12 protein-coding genes are annotated in these 14375 nt (G+C 57.9%); 2 read left to right on the forward strand and 10 right to left on the reverse strand.

All coding sequences use genetic code 11. From position 1 onward, the window contains the following. Positions 1–6: 6 nt before the first annotated feature. Complete coding sequence (locus tag HFP51_RS05460; RefSeq protein ID WP_176874731.1) at positions 7–1293, forward strand: citrate synthase; 1287 nt, start codon at positions 7–9, stop codon at positions 1291–1293. Positions 1294–1296: 3 nt separating this feature from the next. On the opposite strand, the gene HFP51_RS05465 is transcribed toward HFP51_RS05460, so the two are convergent. The 4 genes from HFP51_RS05465 to HFP51_RS05480 all read right to left on the reverse strand — a co-directional run bounded on the left by HFP51_RS05465 (position 1297) and on the right by HFP51_RS05480 (position 5526). After that, on the reverse strand, positions 1297–2670 hold the full coding sequence (locus HFP51_RS05465; RefSeq protein ID WP_255454905.1) for a sensor histidine kinase KdpD: 1374 nt from the start codon (positions 2668–2670) through the stop codon (positions 1297–1299). Continuing rightward, positions 2667–3797, reverse strand: coding sequence for a DUF2336 domain-containing protein (locus HFP51_RS05470; RefSeq protein ID WP_176874733.1), 1131 nt, complete (start codon positions 3795–3797; stop codon positions 2667–2669). The genes HFP51_RS05465 and HFP51_RS05470 overlap by 4 nt, the downstream gene beginning before the upstream one ends. A 54-nt stretch (positions 3798–3851) precedes the next feature. Next, on the reverse strand, positions 3852–5090 hold the full coding sequence (locus tag HFP51_RS05475; protein WP_176874734.1) for a hypothetical protein: 1239 nt from the start codon (positions 5088–5090) through the stop codon (positions 3852–3854). A 109-nt stretch (positions 5091–5199) separates the two neighbouring features. Continuing rightward, a complete protein-coding gene (locus HFP51_RS05480; RefSeq protein WP_176874735.1) occupies positions 5200–5526 on the reverse strand; it encodes an Hpt domain-containing protein in 327 nt (108 codons plus the stop codon). Positions 5527–5625: 99 nt separating this feature from the next. On the opposite strand from HFP51_RS05480, the gene HFP51_RS05485 reads away from it, so the two are divergent. After that, the gene (locus HFP51_RS05485; protein ID WP_176874736.1) at positions 5626–7917 is read left to right on the forward strand and encodes a hypothetical protein; all 2292 of its coding nucleotides are present in this window, start codon (positions 5626–5628) and stop codon (positions 7915–7917) included. Here the strand turns inward: HFP51_RS05485 and HFP51_RS05490 are convergent. The 6 genes from HFP51_RS05490 to HFP51_RS05515 all read right to left on the reverse strand — a co-directional run bounded on the left by HFP51_RS05490 (position 7914) and on the right by HFP51_RS05515 (position 14351). Further along, the gene (locus HFP51_RS05490) at positions 7914–8249 is read right to left on the reverse strand and encodes a DUF1467 family protein (protein ID WP_370462945.1); all 336 of its coding nucleotides are present in this window, start codon (positions 8247–8249) and stop codon (positions 7914–7916) included. The genes HFP51_RS05485 and HFP51_RS05490 overlap by 4 nt on opposite strands. Then, positions 8201–9838, reverse strand: coding sequence for a ribonuclease J (locus HFP51_RS05495; protein WP_176874737.1), 1638 nt, complete (start codon positions 9836–9838; stop codon positions 8201–8203). Before HFP51_RS05495 ends, HFP51_RS05490 begins: the two co-directional genes overlap by 49 nt. 6 nt (positions 9839–9844) lie before the next feature. Beyond that, positions 9845–10618, reverse strand: coding sequence for a type III pantothenate kinase (locus tag HFP51_RS05500; protein WP_176874738.1), 774 nt, complete (start codon positions 10616–10618; stop codon positions 9845–9847). A gap of 11 nt (positions 10619–10629) precedes the next feature. Beyond that, positions 10630–11298: a biotin--[acetyl-CoA-carboxylase] ligase gene (locus HFP51_RS05505; protein ID WP_370462946.1), complete on the reverse strand. Its 669-nt coding sequence runs from the start codon at positions 11296–11298 to the stop codon at positions 10630–10632. Between the two features lie 63 nt (positions 11299–11361). Continuing rightward, entirely contained in the window at positions 11362–12804 is a 1443-nt protein-coding gene (gene nuoN, locus HFP51_RS05510) for an NADH-quinone oxidoreductase subunit NuoN (RefSeq protein WP_176874739.1), read from the reverse strand. Next, positions 12804–14351: an NADH-quinone oxidoreductase subunit M gene (locus HFP51_RS05515; RefSeq protein ID WP_370462951.1), complete on the reverse strand. Its 1548-nt coding sequence runs from the start codon at positions 14349–14351 to the stop codon at positions 12804–12806. Before HFP51_RS05515 ends, nuoN begins: the two co-directional genes overlap by 1 nt. Positions 14352–14375 lie beyond the last annotated feature (24 nt).

Consider the following 14375-nt stretch of genomic DNA (forward strand, 5'->3'; position numbering starts at 1 on the left):
GAATATATGGGTGACAACAGCGCTAAACTCTCGGTTAATGGCAATGAGCATGAATATAGCGTGGATTCGGGCACGGTCGGCCCGGACGTCGTCGATATTCGCAAGCTTTACGCCGAGACAGGCCTGTTCACCTTCGATCCCGGCTTCAAATCGACTGCCAGTTGTGAATCCGGTCTGACCTATATCGATGGTGGCAAGGGTATCCTGCTCCATCGCGGCTATCCGATCGAACAGCTCGCCGAACAGTCGAGCTTCATGGAAGTCGCCTATCTGCTCCTCAACGGCGAGCTTCCCGGACAGCAAGAATTTGTCGATTTCGAGCGGACGATCACGCTGCACACGATGGTGCATGAGCAATTGAAGACGCTCTATAACGGCTTCCGCCGCGATGCTCACCCGATGGCCATCATGTGCGGTGTCGTTGGTGCGCTATCTGCATTTTATCACGATTCGACAGATATTTCCGACCCTGAGCAGCGCACTATAGCCTCGCATCGGATGATCGCAAAAATGCCGACGATTGCGGCGATGGCCTATAAATATGCGATCGGTCAGCCATTCCTCTATCCGGATAATGACCTGTCCTACACCGGCAATTTCCTGCGCATGACGTTCGGCGTTCCGGCTGAAGAATATGAGGTCAATCCGATCATCGAAGATGCGATGGACAAGATCTTCATCCTGCATGCCGATCACGAGCAGAATGCATCCACCTCGACAGTCCGCCTGGCCGGATCGTCAGGTGCCAATCCCTTCGCGTGTATTGCTGCCGGCATCGCTTGCCTCTGGGGTCCCGCTCATGGCGGTGCCAATGAAGCGGCGCTCAACATGCTCCGCGAAATCGGCACGCCAGACCGTATTCCGGAATATATCAAGCGCGCCAAGGACAAAGACGATCCGTTCCGCCTGATGGGCTTTGGCCACCGCGTCTATAAGAATTTCGATCCGCGCGCGAAGGTCATGAAGAAGACGGCCACTGAAGTGCTCGACACTTTGGGCGTCGACGATCCGATCTTCGATGTAGCGCGCGAGCTTGAGAAAATCGCGCTTGAAGATGATTATTTCATCGAGAAGAAGCTGTACCCGAATGTCGATTTCTATTCGGGTGTAATCCTGTCAGCCATCGGCTTCCCGACGACGATGTTCACGGTGCTGTTTGCACTTGCCCGCACGGTTGGCTGGGTAGCGCAGTGGAACGAGATGATCTCGGATCCCGCACAAACCATCGGTCGCCCGCGTCAGCTGTATACCGGCCCGGAACAGCGCGACTATGTGCCGATTGGCAGCCGCTAAACTCTAAGCGTCGACTGGCAGGGTCAGCACAAAGCGGGCGCCCTGTCCGCGGGCACTATCGACATCGATATCGCCGCCCATTGCGCGCGCAAGTCGCCGCGCAATGTAAAGACCGAGCCCGGTGCCCGGTTCACTGGCCGATAGCCGTTCGAATTTCTCAAAAATGCGAGGCTGATCCTCAGCCGATATTCCGCGTCCCTGATCAGCAACGATCACCGCTGCAAGATCGCCCTCGCTCTCGCATCGGATCCAGACCTGGCTATCCTCCGGGGCAAAGCGCACAGCATTGCCCACCAGGTTCACCAAAATCTGGAGCACCCGCTTATAGTCAGCGCGTGCCGGCAAAGATTCGTCATCTGCCGGTTGGTCGATACGGATTTTCTTTTCGCTGGCGCGCACCGAAAGCAAGCCGGCGGCATCACGAGCGATATCGGCGAGATCGATATCTTGCACTTCGGGCGTAAAATCTGGTCGCTCAACAGCCTGGAGATCGACAAGGTCATCGATCAGCCCAAGCAAGTGGCGTCCGGCGCGCGAGATATCGCCCGCATATTCGGCATAGTCGCCACGGATCGGCCCCTCGAGCTGCGCCTCGATACTGTGTGCACTGGCCACGATCCGGTCGAGCGGCGCCCGCAGCGCGCGGTCGATCTGGCGCCCGAAGGCATCCGGAATTTCGGCATCATTTGCGGCAGGTTGAACGGCAACAGCCTCTGCAGCCTGCGCAGTTGCGGTACCGCGAAATCCTCCAAAGCGTCCAGCTCCGTCAATCAAGGGAACCGCCGTCAGCTCAACCCGCTGATCTCCATCGGGGCGAAGCACTGCCTCTTGCCGCGCAAACCGACGATGCTCAGCCAGGGCGTTGAGAATCGGGAGCGCGCCATCAACGCCTTCGACAAAGCGAAACAGCCCGGTAAGCGGTTGGCCAATATAGGGATCGAGCGACCCTAATGCGGCCTCGGCATCCGGTGACAACGCCGTCAGTCGCAACGCATGGTCGGTCTCCCAAAGCCAATCTGCATCTGCCCGCAAAAAATCATGGTCTCGCAAGCCGTCATTGCCGCCCTCAGGTGAGATTGGGTCCCGCTCGACCCATCCGCCAATCGCGAGCTTAACCCCTTCGCTATCGGGCTCGGCTTGAATGTGTAGCTCAACATCGCGATCACCCTTCGCCGCAATGACGCTGCGCGACACGGCGACGCCCAGCCTTTCCGCTAGTTTTGCAAGAGCCGCAATTTGCGGAATTGCGAGGCTGCCACCCGGCACTCCGCCTGCACCCTCGTGAAGATCTTCCAACAGGGGATCAGCAGCAACAAGGCATCCCTGATTGTCGACCCGTCCAACGGACACGGCATTTGAGGCTCCGAAATCCGTCATGACGATGCGCCTCGATTGGCGGACGAGAGGTACGACAGGGCACTGCGATAGGCCGGATCTACCCGCCATGCCCGCATCGCCTCCTCAACATTCGTCGCGTCCAGCGTATCATATGTTTCGATCCACGCCGCGGCGTGATTGTCGGCCGTAGCTTCGTCTTGCGAAACTGCCCTGCTTATCATGGTCACTAACTGGGAAGCGGTATCGCGATCGACACCGATGGATTTGAGCAAAACCATATGCGTCGCCACATCGGGCATGGATATCATGTCCCAGGCCGCTTCGAACTCAATCTCAGCACGCACGGCCACCATCGCGACATAGAGATGCAGCCGCGCCCCGTGCACGGCTTCAACCCATAGTGAGGGATCGACAGATCCAGCATCTTGCAACGCAGTCGCAAGTGTTTCGGCAGCGACGGCAAGCGCTGAAGTGTCATCATGCTCGGCAACCATTGCGCCCGCCACCAAGGTAACAACGGTTTCAAGCCGCGCCTGATCGAGCTCGTCAAACCGCTTTCCATAATCGCGAATTGCCGCAGCGATTGTCCATATCAACCGACGGGCAACAGGCTCAGGTAAATCAGCCCGGCCAAGACGCGGGTCATCGAAGCGATCATTGGATCGACTCTCAGCAATCAATAGATTCATTGCGCTTGCCGAGATTGCAGGTTCGGTGTGTTCGGTCAGCTGCTCGATTACTGAGTCTTCGGCGACACTCCCGAAGCGTCGCAAGTAACGGATGATCGTATAGGCTCGGGCACGCTGCACCAGTAGCTTGGCCAGTTCGGTGTCATCAGGCAGCTCGGCGGCCGAAAGCGCCGGCCAGGCAATTGCGATATGGGGTGCGCTCAACGATGCGGTGAATTCTTCAACGGTCTCCAAATCGGGTGAGGCCAAGATACGGGCGCGCAGCTCTTGCTCGATCTGTTCGACCAAGCCGAGCAGCATCTCCCGAATTACCCGGCGTTCGACTTCGCTGAGCCGCACAACCTCTGGCCGCATCAGGGCCGCAATGGACAAATACCCACTAAATGATCGGCCATAGGACGCGCGCGCGGCCGCCGCGAGCAACGCAGCAGCGCGCTCGTCGGCAGTTTCCGGGGCAGAATTGGCCGGATCAGACATGGCAGAGACATAGCCGAAACGTCGTTAAGACCGTGCTAATCTTGTTTCAGGAGCTCAGTCTCGGTTGCGAACGCCCTCTCTGATGATATTTTGCTGTAATATCAGTGTGATATAGGCATAAATTACGACCGCGATAGGCCAGTAATACCAGAGAGCAGCTGCGGCAAATGGAATTATCAGCCAAATCGCCGCGTTTCCGTCGGCCAGCCAGGGCATCAAACGGCTCTCAAAATTGGGAAATTTGCGGATCTGAACGCTCGCACGTCGTGCCAGAACGAGCAGCAAGATCGCCATGATTGCCATCACTGGATAGGCTGCTTCTCCTGTTTCGGCCCAAGCAAGACTGCCCATGGCCAACATCGCGGTCGCCTGGGCAAAGCCGCGCACCGCTCGCAGCTCCCAGCTGCCCTCATAATCGCGCAGCTGGGCGAGATCGATACGGCCAGCAATGGCATCAATCGGACCGGCGAGCAGCAGCAAGATCAGCCCGGTCCAAAGCCACGTCATCCAGATTGCCGCTGCCCCTGCCGCGGTAAGAAGGATCGCGAAGCCGCGAAGCCAAATCGCGTCCAACCGACGATCGAGAAGCATCGGCGCAACGCGTATCGCAATCGGGCCATAGAGAAACCGCTCGGGCCAACTTTCAACCTGGACGCTGTTTCGCCGCAACATGGTATGCCCGGCATCGCGGCTATCATCCTTGCCCTCGGCCAGCAGGACGGCTTCACTCGCGTCGACGACAACACCGGCATCGCCATCTACTGGCAGAAAGTCTGCTCCGCCCTGAACAATCCTCCGCATCAGGGTTGATTGCAGATCCCACTCACCGAGCATCTGCGCCGTCGCGGCAACGCTCTCGACCGTCGTCAGCGCAAGTCCCGCCCATCGGTGGCTGGCATCGACGCGCTCAAACTCCGTATTGTCTGGTGTGTCGGCGACAACCAAAATGGTCGGCGCTGTCCGCGCTGCCATCGCCTCAAAACAATCTGGTGCCGCCACCAACCCGTCAGCGACCAGCAGCACAGCTTCCTCGGGATGAAAATGATCGGCGGCATCCATTGGATCGCGGGCGAGCCGGACCGCAATTCCATCGCGCTTCAATCGATCAAGTGCGGCACTGAGTTCGGCGGGTACCCGCTCAACAAGCACGACAGCATGGCTCGCGCCCGCTTCAATCGCCCGGCGAACCTGATGCTCCAAAAGGCTGCGACCAGCCATTGGCAGCATTGCCCGAAGCCCGGCAGCGCCGTCTTCTGCTTCCTGATAGGCCGCGATTAGCGCCGCAAAAGCCATAAGTTCCGTTCCGCTGCCATCCGCCCACGGAATAGGCTTACAAAGCCTTGCTTGGAAAGGCATCTGGACTGCAAATCGGGGGATTTTTCGCCTGCGCGGCGAACGTCAATTATTCGCTTTCGTCGCCAAAATCGAAGCTGTTCGAAAAGCCGGCAAGCGACTTATCGATGCGATGAAGCAGCATTTGATCAAATGGGGCGCCCTCTGCGGCCTGATTGGCGAGGACCATCAAATCGGTCACACCAAAGCTTGCAGCAAGGCCTTTAAGCCGCCATGCGGCCACCTGCCATTGCTGATCGTTAACAGCGTTGTGAAGCGCAGAAACCTGCCGTTGCGCGCTTTGAACAAACGCAGAACGAAGTTCCGAAATCAGCGTCGGATCGTCGCCGACAGCGGCGGCGAGCGTTTTATCAAGGGCGCCTGGATCATATGCCATAGTGTGGCCCTAACGCATCGCCGTTAACGCTCCGTTGCCAAACCGGGCTTCCGACGGGCCTAAAACATGGTAAATACGCCCAACCGAGAGGGAAATGCGATGGCCGAACCTGCAAATGACGTGACGGATCTCGAACGTAATGCCGAGGCGCTGTCCGCGCATATCAGCACAAACGCCGGTACCAGCGAATGGATCGACGAAGAGGAATGGGATTTTGATCTCGAGGCGCCTTCTTTTGCGGAACGGGTGCCGACAATCATCATCGCATTGCTTGCTCTTGCCTGGACAGGATTTGTCGGTTGGGCCGCTTATTCGAGCATTGCCGACGAAGCACCGACTTTGACACAGATCGCAAACTGGGTTGCCATTGCAAGCGTGCCGCTGGCGCTCCTTGGTGTCGCTTGGCTGCTAACCCAACGCACAAGCCGCCGCGAAGCGATCCGCTTTGGGCGCACGTCAGAGGCCCTTCGTGCTGAGGCTCGTCGGCTCGACAATGCAATGGCCGTCATATCTGCCCAGCTAGCAGAAGTTCGCGAAGGCGTTTCGGGTGAAACCGATCGCCTGCTGACGCTTGGCGATGATGCTGCAGGTCGTATGCGCGCCGTAAGCGACATGATTGGCGAGGCCAGTCAGTCGATCGAGCAAAAATCCAGCGTCATGGAAAAGGCAACGAAAACGGCACGCGAAGATGTCGAAGTCCTGATGAACGATCTTCCACGTGCTGAACAACAGGCCCGGGCGGTTAGCACTGGACTGCGCGAAGCCGGCATTAATGCGCATGAGCAAGCAGCCGCACTTGATACGCAGATGCTGACCCTCAAATCTCGCGGAGAGCAGGCCAATGAGGTGGCGAACGGCGCGGCCCAATCATTGGCTGCAAATCTCGCGCGCATTGAAGGTGTTGCAGAAGTTGCCGCGGCAAAACTGACAAGCACCGGAGATCTGATCAATTCAACCGTCGATGCGGCCCTCGATCGTTCCAGTGGCGCAGTAGAAGACACCCGTACAGTCGTCGACGAAATCGGCACTGCCTTAACCGCAATGATCGAAAATGCCCGCACCAGCTTTAGCAAGGAAGGCGAAGAGGCAGCCGCCGCGCTTGATGAGCGCATCGCGTCAACGGATGCCGCACTTTCAGCATTCAGCAATCGCTTGGACGAACACCGGACAGCGACATCCGCGACGCTCGGTGATCTGGGCACAGGGCTTGGCGATATTGAAGGTCGCATCTCCAGCCTATCTGAAGATGGTGCAACCCATGCCCGGGCACTCGGCGAAGAACTAGATAGCCTGGGTCGGGAGATGGCCGCATTAGGCGAGAGCATTGGCGGCAATGATGAGGCAACAGAACGCCTGATCGCCCGCGCCGCAGAGGTGAAGGCAGCGCTGGACCTCAGTGCGTCCTCGCTAAGCGATGCGCTTCCGGAGGCGTTTGCAGCCACCGAAGAACGCGCTGTGCACCTGAAAGAGGCGATCACCGATCTGGCCCCCGAACTCGAGACGCTGCAGAAACTTGCAGACGATACAAGCAGCTTCATCAGCGTGACCGGCGAAAGTTTGGAAGATCAGCGGAGTCAGGTCGGCGTATTTGTCGAAAGGGTCGGTGATCGTATTACCGCCATGCGGACAGATATTGATAGCATCGAGGCCGCTCTCACCCATTCGTCGGAACAGGCCGAAAGTATTGCCGATGGCGCTGCGCCTCGGTTGATCGAAACACTGATGCAGGTTCGTGAAACCGCTGATCAGGCAGCCGAGAAAGCACGGGCCGCATTTGGCGAAGTTATCCCACAAAGTGCGGCGGCTCTGACCGAGGCCACTCAGGCAGCGATGACGGATGCTCTTGGTGAAAATGTCGAAGCGCGCATTGCCGAGCTAACAGCCGCTTCCGAACGGGCAGCCGAAACTGCGACTACTGCAATCGCAAATCTCGACAGAAAGATTGCCGAGATTGAGAGCAGGAATTCGTCGGTCCAGCAGCAACTCAGAGAAACGGAGGCAAGCGCTGAAGAGGCGACGCTCGACGGTTTCGCTCGCAGCGTGACGCTGTTGATTGAATCACTGAACTCAACAGCAATCGATGTCAGCAAGATCCTCTCCAATGAGGTCACCGACACCGCTTGGGCCGCTTATCTCAAAGGCGATCGCGGTATCTTTTCGCGCCGCGCTGTACGCTTACTGGATACGGGTGAAGCCCGTGAAATCGTTGCTGAATATGAAAATAACAGCGATTTCCGCGAGCAGGTCAATCGCTATGTGCACGACTTTGAAGCGATGCTCCGCCGGGTTCTGACTGCACGCGATGGGGCGCCGCTCGCTGTGACACTGTTATCCTCGGATAATGGCAAGCTCTATGTTGCGCTCGCCCAGGCGATCGAACGCCTGCGCTAAGAGCTGTTGCGCATCGACTCCGGTTTTAGAAAATCGAGAAAGTCCGTGCCAATCCAGCCATAGCTGTAATTTGCATAGAATAACGCGAACAAAATAGTCGCAACCAAGGTTGTGCGCACCACTATCCGGCCAGCACGAAATCGATGCGGGGCGCTTTCTGCGTGACCCGGTTCCGGTTCCACACCCATTTCTCGATCCGTTTGCACACCAAAGGGCAGAACGATGAAAAGCGAGAGAAACCAGAAAAGAAAATAGATCGCCAGAGCAGAAATTGGCTCCATGGCTAAACCTCCATCAGGGACACATTGACCACCGGTTTCTTGCCGGTCCAATGCGTGGCCATTCTCCGCACGGCCAATCGAATAGCCTCACGCAGTTTTTCGGGATCGCTAGCGCCGGCGCGCGCCGCATTGGCAGCGGCCTCAATCGCCTCATCGATAAATGTCTCACGATCTTCCTCGACCGGAATGCCGGCCATTGAGAAGGATGGACTGCCGCGCATCTTGCCATCTGCGCCAAAGGCCACGGTCACGGCGATCAAGCCACGTTGGCCGATCCGGCGTCGCTCGTTCATCGCCTCGCCGTCCGCCGCAACAATCGTATCCCCGTCGAGCACGAGACGCCCCACTCGCTCATGGCTGATTATTTTGGGGCCGTCGGGCGCAAGACGGACCACATCGCCATTCTGCTGAACAATGGTCTTGGGAATCCCCTGCGACGCGCCGAACCGCGCTTGCTCCGCCATATGGCGCATTTCGCCATGTACGGGCACCAATATCTCCGGCCGAATCCACTCGTACATTTTTGCGAGCTCGGGACGACCCGGATGCCCGGATACATGCACCATGGCCTGGCGATCCGTGATGATCGGTATCTGTTTCTCTGCCAGCGCATTCTGAATGCGGCCGATGGCGAGCTCGTTGCCGGGTATCTGCTTGGAGCTGAAAATGATCAAATCTCCGCTGTCCAGGGTCAACGGATGATTATCTTCGGCAATCCGCCCCAGCGCGGCACGGGATTCCCCCTGCCCACCTGTGGCAATGATCAGCAGCTCGCGCGCCGGAATGCGCATGGCTTCGTCAAAATCGATGGTCGGCGGAAAATCCTTCAGATAGCCGACTGCCTTGGCGGTATCGATAATCCGATTGAGCGAGCGCCCGGCGACGCAGACTTTGCGCCCGGTTTCGTTCGCGATCCGCCCCAGCGTCTGCAGTCGCGCTGCATTGGATGCAAAGGTTGTTACGAGTACGCGGCCGGTTGCCTCGCTGATAATCTCGCCAAGTCCAGCCTTGACCGCGCCTTCGCTGCCAGAGTCTTTCTGATTGAAAACATTGGTCGAATCGCAGACCAGCGCCAAAATTCCAGTATCACCAATCGCCTTCATTTCTTCCGGGCTGGTCGGCGTGCCGGTTTGTGGATCGGGATCGAGCTTCCAATCGCCGGTATGGAACACACGCCCATGGTCTGTCTCAATGACCAGCGCATTGCCCTCAAGTATCGAGTGAGCAAGCGGGATGTACCGAAAACCAAAGGGGCCAAGCTCAAAATCAGTTTCCGGCTCGATAACGTTCAGTTCGACCTGTTCCGTGAGACTCGCCTCTTCGAGTTTCCGATAGATCAGACCCGCCGTGAATGCGGTCGCATAAAGCGGAACGCCCAAATCGGCTGCCAGATAGGGAATCGCACCGATATGATCTTCATGGCCATGGGTCAGCACGATGCCGAGCAGATCATCCGCGCGGTCTTCGATAAACTCCAGCTCAGGCAGGACGAGTTCGATGCCGGGATAATAGGGATCGCCAAAGGTCATGCCACAATCAACCATGACCCATTTGCCCTGGGTACCGTAGAGATTGACGTTCATGCCAATCTCGCCCGACCCGCCGAGCGCGAGGAAAAGCAATTCGTTTTTGGGTGTCATGCTGGTCTATCTAGACCTTTGGTAGAGCATCGCCAGCCCCTGAATCGTCAGATCGGGCTCAATAATGTCGAATATGTCCGTATGCTCATCAAAAAGGCTGGCCAGCCCGCCCGTGGACACCACTTTCGCGGGTCGACCGATTTCAGCGCGGGTCCGCTCAACCAGCCCCTCGATCATCGCGATATAGCCCCAATAGACGCCGATATGCATCTGATCTTCGGTATTGGTGCCGATCACCGAGTTATCGCGCGGTGCTTCGATTGCGATGCGCGGGAGTTTGGCCGCAGCTCCGACCAACGCATCGAGCGACAAGTTGATACCGGGAGCAATCACACCGCCTTTGTACGCACCCTTATAGTCGGCGACATCGAAGGTGGTTGCCGTACCGAAATCGATAATGATCAGATCTTCGGGGTGCAGCGCGTGGGCAGCGATAACGTTGATTGCGCGGTCTGCGCCCAGGCTGGTGGGCTCATCAATATCGAGTGCGATCCCCCATTCGACGGGCGCCTCTCCAGCAACCAATGGCTCAACATCGAAATATTTTGATGCCAGAACCTGCAGATTATGGAGCGCGCGCGGTACCACGGTAGAGATGATCACCGCTTCTACGTCGCCGGGATCAAATCCTTGAAGCGCCATGAGATTGTGCAGCCAAACAGCATATTCATCGCCGGTACGCCGCGGATCGGTCGCGATCCGCCAGCGCGCGACGATCTCACTCTCCTTGACGAGAGCGAAGACAACATTGGTATTACCGGCATCGACAGCGAGCAGCATCGCATCAGTCCTCAAACAAGGAAAACATCGCCCGCATGCATGACACGGACAGACCCATCCGCCAAGCGCAGGCATAGCGCACCATCGCGGGTGATATCGTCAAAACTCCCGTCGATACGCTCGCCCGACGGGTCGTGCACACTCAATGCAGTGCCCTTAGCATGCGCACGCTTCAGCCAGCTGGTGCGGATATGATCGAGCCCGTCTGCGCGCCAACTAACAACCCAGTCGGCAAAGCGGTCCGCAAGTTCGATTAAGAAAATATCCGGAGCCGGCGGCGGTCCATAGGCTGACAGGCTGATAGTCACTCGATCCAGACTGTCCGGATGGCTGGCGAGATTGACGCCGATGCCGATGACGATTGCATCATCCTTACGTTCCAAAAGGATGCCGGAAAGCTTTGCCAGTCGAAGGAGCAAGTCATTCGGCCATTTGAGGCTCAACTCATCATGAGCATCCGTTGGAAGAAATGCTGACACGGCCTCGTAGAGCGCCAGCGATGCCACGAGGGCCAAGGTCGCTGGCGGTGGATCATCAGGCCGCAGCCGCACCAATGTGCTCGCAAAGAGATTGCCGCTGGGAGAGTCCCATGCCCTGCCCTGGCGTCCGCGCCCACTGGTCTGGCGTTCGGCGCGCAGCCAGCTGCCTTCCTCTGCGCCGGACTGGGCAAGCGCCATCATGTCATCATTGGTGGAGCCGGTTTCGGCGACGGTCTGGATGCGGATAGCCAGGGGGTGCTCGGCCTAGAACAAGGCGGCCGCGGCATTGCCCGCGGTAAGCGCCAGAAACGGCACCAGCAGGTAACCGAGCGGCGATACGGCAACCGCGGTTACCGCGATCAACCCATTCTCGACGACCGAATTGGCGGGCGCATATGCCGGTGCCGGATCGTCAAAATACATCGTCTTGATGATGCGCAGATAATAATAGGCGCCGATTACCGACAGCGCGATACCGATCACCGCGAGCGGGAACAGGCCGGCAGCCACAGCCGCATCGAAGACCAGGAACTTGCCCCAGAAACCCAATAGCGGCGGGATACCCGCCAGGCTGAACATGAAGATTGCGAACGCTGCGGCGAGTCCCGGTCGTGATTTGGACAATCCCGCCAAGCTTTCGATATCCTCGACCGCGCGGTCATTCTCATCGCGCATCTGCAAGACGCACAGGAAGCTACCCAAGGTCATCGCGACGTAGATCGCCATATAGGACAGGGTGGCAGCAACGCCTGCTTGGGTGCCGGCCGCTACGCCGATCAAGGCAAAGCCGATATTGTTAATCGAGCTGTACGCCAGCAGGCGTTTGATATTGGATTGGCCGATTGCCGCGACCGCACCCAGTGCGATTGACGCCAAGGCCACGAAGATCACGATCTGCTGCCAGGCATCGGTGGCCGGTGCGAGCGCTTCAAACATCACGCGCATCGACAAGGCGATGGCGGCGATTTTCGGTGCAGAGGCGAAGAATGCGGTCACCGGTGTCGGCGCGCCTTCGTAGACATCCGGCGTCCACATATGGAACGGCACCGCGCTGATCTTGAAGGCCAAGCCAGCCAGCACGAATACGAGGCCAAACAGTTCGCCGGTCGACATGCCAGTGGCCATCGCGATCGCGATGCCGTCATAGGTGGTCGTGCCGGTAAAACCGTAGAGCAGCGAGATACCGTAAAGCAGGATCCCGCTCGCCAGAGCGCCCAACACATAATATTTGAGACCCGCTTCAGCCGAGCGCAGATCCTTGCGCATGAAGCTTGCCAACACATAAGCCGCAAGGCTCTGCATCTCGAGGCCGATATACAGCATCATCAGGTCATTGGATGAGACCATGAAGCCCATGCCCAGCACGGCGAACAGGATCAGGACAGGATATTCCGCGCGCATTTCCCCGGCTTTGTCGAAAAAGCGCGGTGCCATGAGGATCGCGATCGCGGCCGCGGCGTAGATCAGCACTTTGGTAAAGGTCGAGAAGGCATCGGCGACATATAATCCGCCAAAGACAGCGCCGCCGTCACTCGCCGGACCCAGCAAGGCAAGTCCACACCCAATCAGCATCAGCACCGCATAGACGCTGACACGGCGTGCCTTGTCCACTTTCTTGCTGAACGCGGCGACTAGCAACAGATCCGTCGCGCCGAGCGTCAGGATCAGCTCCGGCAATACGACGAGGAGGCTCTCAAGCGTAGTCATCAGTGCGTGCCCTCCCCGTCATGGCCGCCACCATGGGCATCGCCATGATCGGTACCTTCTGCCATGCCTGCACCCATAATAAGCTGTGCATCACCCGGTGGGTTGGCGCGCTCGATCCGTTCGAGCAGCGTACCGACATCGTCGCGGATCGGGGCGAGGAAGCTTTCTGGATAGACACCCATCCACAGAACAACAGCAGCGATTGGACCGAGTGTCGCAAATTCGCGGATCGAAAGATCAGGCATTGCCTTCACATCTTCTTTCTCAAGTTCGCCGTAGCAAATCCGCCAATAGAGATAGAGCATATAGGCCGCACCAAGGATGATGCCGGTGGTGCAGACAAAGGCAACCCAGCTATTGGCTTCATAGGCGCCAACCAGAGCCAGGAACTCACCGACAAATCCGCTCGTGCCTGGGAGGCCAACCGATGCCATGGTGAACAGCATGAACAGTATCGCATAGCGCGGCATGTTGGTGCTGAGCCCGCCATAGCGGTCAATCTCACGCGTATGGAGGCGATCATAGATCACGCCGACGCACAGGAAGAGCGCGCCGGAGACAAGGCCATGCGAGAGCATGACGATCATCGCACCTTCGATGCCCTGGCGGTTGAACGCGAAGAGACCGATCGTAACAAAGGCCATATGCGCAACCGAAGAATAAGCGATCAGCTTCTTCATATCCTGCTGCACCAGGGCGACGAGTGAGGTGTAAACAACCGCGACCATTGAGAGGCCGAAGACAATCCAAACCAGTTCCGCCGAGGCTTCCGGGAACATTGGAAGCGAGAAGCGGATGAAGCCATAGCCACCCATCTTCAGTAGCACCCCGGCGAGGATCACGGATCCCGCCGTGGGTGCCTGAACGTGCGCATCGGGCAGCCAGGTGTGCACCGGCCACATCGGCATCTTCACCGCAAAGCTCGCAAAGAAGGCGAGCCATAACCAATTCTGGATATTGGCCGGGAAATCATAGGCCATCAGCGAGGGGATGTCTGACGTGCCGGCTTCCTGCACCATCCACAGCATCGCGATCAGCATCAGCACCGATCCGAGCAATGTGTAGAGGAAGAATTTGTAGCTTGCGTAGATCCGATCCTGACCGCCCCAGATGCCGATAATCAAATACATCGGGATCAGGCCAGCCTCGAAGAATATGTAGAACAGGAAGATATCCTGCGCCGTAAACACGCCGATCATAAGCGATTCCATCAGCAGGAATGCCGCCATATATTCGGGCACGCGCGTCTTGATCGATTGCCAGCTGGCGATAATGCAGATCGGCATCAGGAATACCGACAGCATGATCAGCATCAGGGCGATGCCATCGATGCCAAGCGCCCAGGCGAAGCGGCCAAAGATCGGATAACTTTCAACAAATTGCCACTGCGCACCGCCAATTTCATAGGTCAGCCACAGCAGGACACCGAGGGCGAACGTTCCCAGGGTGGTCACAAGCGCCAGCACCCGAGCCATCTGCGCCTTGTCGTCACCTTTGCCCGGCCAGACGAGACACAGCAGCGCACCGATCAGCGGCAAGGCGACCATCAGCGAGAGTATGGGGAAATCGAG

This window comes from Parasphingopyxis sp. CP4 (assembly GCF_013378055.1).
Classification (GTDB): Bacteria; Pseudomonadota; Alphaproteobacteria; order Sphingomonadales; family Sphingomonadaceae; genus Parasphingopyxis.

Excerpts from the sequence above, each read along its gene's own strand:
- HFP51_RS05505 (WP_370462946.1), bottom strand. The coding sequence starts at position 11,298 with ATGATGGCGCTTGCCCAGTCCGGCGCAGAGGAAGGCAGCTGGCTGCGC.
- HFP51_RS05515 (WP_370462951.1), bottom strand. The coding sequence starts at position 14,351 with ATGGTCGCCTTGCCGCTGATCGGTGCGCTGCTGTGTCTCGTCTGGCCG.
- HFP51_RS05495 (WP_176874737.1), bottom strand. The coding sequence starts at position 9,838 with ATGACACCCAAAAACGAATTGCTTTTCCTCGCGCTCGGCGGGTCGGGC.
- HFP51_RS05475 (WP_176874734.1), bottom strand. The coding sequence starts at position 5,090 with ATGGCTTTTGCGGCGCTAATCGCGGCCTATCAGGAAGCAGAAGACGGC.
- HFP51_RS05465 (WP_255454905.1), bottom strand. The coding sequence starts at position 2,670 with ATGACGGATTTCGGAGCCTCAAATGCCGTGTCCGTTGGACGGGTCGAC.
- HFP51_RS05485 (WP_176874736.1), top strand. The coding sequence starts at position 5,626 with ATGGCCGAACCTGCAAATGACGTGACGGATCTCGAACGTAATGCCGAG.
- nuoN (WP_176874739.1), bottom strand. The coding sequence starts at position 12,804 with ATGACTACGCTTGAGAGCCTCCTCGTCGTATTGCCGGAGCTGATCCTG.
- HFP51_RS05470 (WP_176874733.1), bottom strand. The coding sequence starts at position 3,797 with ATGTCTGATCCGGCCAATTCTGCCCCGGAAACTGCCGACGAGCGCGCT.
- HFP51_RS05460 (WP_176874731.1), top strand. The coding sequence starts at position 7 with ATGGGTGACAACAGCGCTAAACTCTCGGTTAATGGCAATGAGCATGAA.
- HFP51_RS05500 (WP_176874738.1), bottom strand. The coding sequence starts at position 10,618 with ATGCTGCTCGCTGTCGATGCCGGTAATACCAATGTTGTCTTCGCTCTC.
- HFP51_RS05480 (WP_176874735.1), bottom strand. The coding sequence starts at position 5,526 with ATGGCATATGATCCAGGCGCCCTTGATAAAACGCTCGCCGCCGCTGTC.